Origin of the sequence: Elioraea rosea, assembly GCF_007644105.1 — a bacterium.
GTDB classification, from domain to species: domain Bacteria; phylum Pseudomonadota; class Alphaproteobacteria; order Acetobacterales; family Acetobacteraceae; genus Elioraea_A; species Elioraea_A rosea.
The window spans coordinates 1-2807 of record NZ_VFAC01000083.1 but is presented as its reverse complement, the minus strand read 5'-3'; the positions used below and the strand labels follow the sequence as shown (position 1 = coordinate 2807).

Genomic DNA, 2807 nt, shown 5'->3' with positions numbered 1-2807 from the left:
CGGCCGCCGCCCTCGCCGCCGCCACGCCGCGCAGCGGCCAGCCGCCGCGCCAGCCCGGCCCTGTGAGCGGCGACTGGCTGCGCGGCGGAACCGAGCCCGAAGGCGTGTTCGGCCCGCGCCGCTTCACCGTGCCCGGGCGCACACTCGCGATGGACGCGACACGGCCTTCCGTGCGGCCCGGCACAGCATTGCGTGACCGCACCGAATAACCTGTCTGCAAGGACGGGCTGCATGCCCGCCCTGCAGGGGAACGGAAGTTCCCCAAACAAGGAGAGACGTCGATGAAAGCGTTCATTCCCACTCTCGCCGGCGCGGCCATGCTCGCCTTCACCGCCTCGGCCTCGGAGAGCTGGACCGACATCCCCAACGCCTCCGGCCCGCTGATGACAGGCACCATCACGCGCGACGCGGGCGGCACGGAAGCGATGCCCGAGTTCTCCGCCGGCTCCGGTCGGCACGAAACCGCCGAAGCCGGCAACGTCGTCGTCACGGCAGGCGACCGTTACGACGTGATTCCCTTCGCCTTCCTCGGCCGGCCAGGCGCACCGGCGCCGATCGCGGTGGCCGAGGCGCAGCGTCAGCCGGGCGGGGGCTGACGCGCCGGGGCGGGCGGGGTTGACTTCTCCCCGCCCGCCCCGCATCCCCGAGGGCATGCCCTCCGATCTGCAGGCCCTCCTCGACCGCGTGGTGGACGCCGCACTCGCCGACCGCGAGCAGGACGAGCACGACGCAGAGCGGCTCGAGCGCATCGGGCACGACCTGTTCGTCGCCGCCCCGCGAAAGGGGCTCGCGCGCTACCCCTGGGCCATCACCCCGCTCACCTCCTCATCAGGCGAGATCGCCTTCGCGGCGCTGACCGAGCGGGCGCGCCTGCCGCTACCCATCGTTGCCGTCGAGGGCGTGTTCGCCTCGGAGGACGACGCGTTCGACGCCGTCGCCGAGGCGTAATGGCCCTTCTGAGACGTCGCGGCCGTGAGTTGGAAGCGCATCAGGCGGGCTCCGACGGGCAGGCATGACCCGACCCGGGTTGACCCGGAGGCCGCGCAGGCTCACATCTTGGACAAACAGGACCGGCCCGGTGCGGATTGTCGGATCGCCGCGACGGCCCGGATGCGGAGCACGCCATGTTCATCGAGACCGAGAAGACACCGAACCCGGCCACCCTGAAGTTCCTGCCGGGCCGGGATGTGATGCCCGGGTTCGCGACCGCGGACTTCCCGTCCGTCGACGCCGCCGGGTCGAGCCCCCTTGCCCAGGCGCTGTTCGCCCTGCCCGGCGTCAGCCGCGTCTTCCTCGGCGCTGACTTCGTGACCGTGACCAAGGACTGGGACACCGACTGGCAGATGCTCCGCCCCCAGGTGCTCGGCGCGATCATGGATCATTTCGTCTCCGGCCGCCCGGTGATCGACGGCGGTGCCGAAGGGTCGGAGGATGAGATCGAGGTCGCCGAGGAGGATCGCGAGATCGTCGCCCAGATCCGCGAGCTGATCGACACGCGGGTCCGCCCCGCCGTCGCTGCCGATGGCGGCGACATCGTGTTCCAGAAGTTCGCCGACGGCATCGTCCATCTCCGCCTGCAGGGCGCCTGCTCTGGCTGCCCCTCCTCGCGGGCGACGCTGAAGCATGGCATCGAGAACATGCTGAAGGTGTACGTGCCGGAAGTGGTCGCCGTCCAAGCCGTGGAGTAGCCTCCGCCCGCCGACACGCGGGGGAGAAGCGATTTGCTCGACGACTGGACGCTGAACCGGCTGTTCCGCGACGCGCGCACGCACGTCGCGTGGACCGGCTCGCCGGTGACCGATGACGACCTGCGCCGGATCTGGGACCTCGCGAAGATGGGTCCGACATCCGGCAACTGTTCGCCCGCGCGCGTGCTGTTCATCCGCACCACGGAAGCGAAGGAGCGGCTTCGCCCGTGCCTCTCACCCGGCAATGTCGAGAAGACGATGGCCGCGCCGGTCACCGCCATTGTCGGCCACGACACGGCCTTCTTCGACCTGCTTCCCCGCCTCTACCCGCATGTCGCGGCGCGGGACTGGTTCGCCGAGAACCCAGTGCTCGCCGACATCACCGCCTTCCGCAACGGCACGCTCCAGGCGGGCTACTTCATCCTCGCCTGCCGCGCCGTCGGTCTCGATGCCGGGCCGATGAGCGGCTTCGACAACGACGCGGTGGACGGCGAGTTCTTCGCCGGCACGACGATCCGCTCCAACATTCTCGTCAATATCGGCGTCGGCGACGCGGCGATGCTGCACCCGCGCGATCCGCGGCTGTCCTTCGACGAGGCCTGCAAGGTCATCTGAGGCGATGCGCATCCTCTGCCTCGACGCCTCGCTCGCCCTCTCCTCTGCCGCCGTGGTGGCGGACGGAGCGGCGCTCGCGGAGGCCGAGGCGCCGGGCGGGCAGGGGCAGGCGGCAGCGATCGCGGTGCTCGCCGAGCGGGTGCTCGCCCAGGTGGGCCTCGGCGCGGGCAGGCTCGGCGCCATCGCCGCGACCGTGGGCCCCGGCGGGTTTACGGGAATCCGCGCGGCGCTCGCGCTCGCACACGGGCTCGCTGCCGGTGCCGGCGTACCGCTCGTCGCGGTGACGACCGCCGAGGCGCTCGCCGCGCCACATTTCGGCGCCGCACCGGTCGCCGTGCTGATCGACAGCAAGCGCGGCCACCGGTTCGTGCAGGTGTTCGAGCCGGGCGCAGCGCTGCCGCTGCCGCGCGGGGAGGCGTTCTCGGCGGAGCCTGGCGCGCTTGCCGCGCGATTGCCGCAGGGCGCCGTGACGGTGGGAGACGCGCCGGAGGCCGCCCGCCGCAC

General features: G+C 71.8%; 6 protein-coding genes. All 6 read left to right on the top strand.

Annotated elements, in window-relative coordinates; all coding sequences use genetic code 11:
* Positions 1 to 209 (top strand): hypothetical protein (locus FIF60_RS21835; protein WP_204251280.1); only part of this gene is annotated, 209 nt, incomplete at its 5' end.
* A 72-nt stretch (positions 210 to 281) separates the two neighbouring features.
* On the top strand, positions 282 to 596 hold the full coding sequence (locus FIF60_RS21360; protein ID WP_144300307.1) for a hypothetical protein: 315 nt from the start codon (positions 282 to 284) through the stop codon (positions 594 to 596).
* 55 nt (positions 597 to 651) lie between these two features.
* Positions 652 to 948 (top strand): P1 family peptidase, encoded by a 297-nt coding sequence (locus FIF60_RS21355; RefSeq protein WP_144300306.1) that lies wholly within the window; start codon positions 652 to 654, stop codon positions 946 to 948.
* A 176-nt stretch (positions 949 to 1124) separates the two neighbouring features.
* The gene (locus tag FIF60_RS21350; protein WP_144300305.1) at positions 1125 to 1688 is read left to right on the top strand and encodes a NifU family protein; all 564 of its coding nucleotides are present in this window, start codon (positions 1125 to 1127) and stop codon (positions 1686 to 1688) included.
* Between the two features lie 33 nt (positions 1689 to 1721).
* Positions 1722 to 2303, top strand: a complete 582-nt coding sequence (locus FIF60_RS21345; RefSeq protein WP_144300304.1) for a malonic semialdehyde reductase — start codon at positions 1722 to 1724, stop codon at positions 2301 to 2303.
* Positions 2304 to 2307: 4 nt separating this feature from the next.
* Positions 2308 to 2807 (top strand): tRNA (adenosine(37)-N6)-threonylcarbamoyltransferase complex dimerization subunit type 1 TsaB (gene tsaB, locus FIF60_RS21340; protein ID WP_144300303.1); only part of this gene is annotated, 500 nt, incomplete at its 3' end.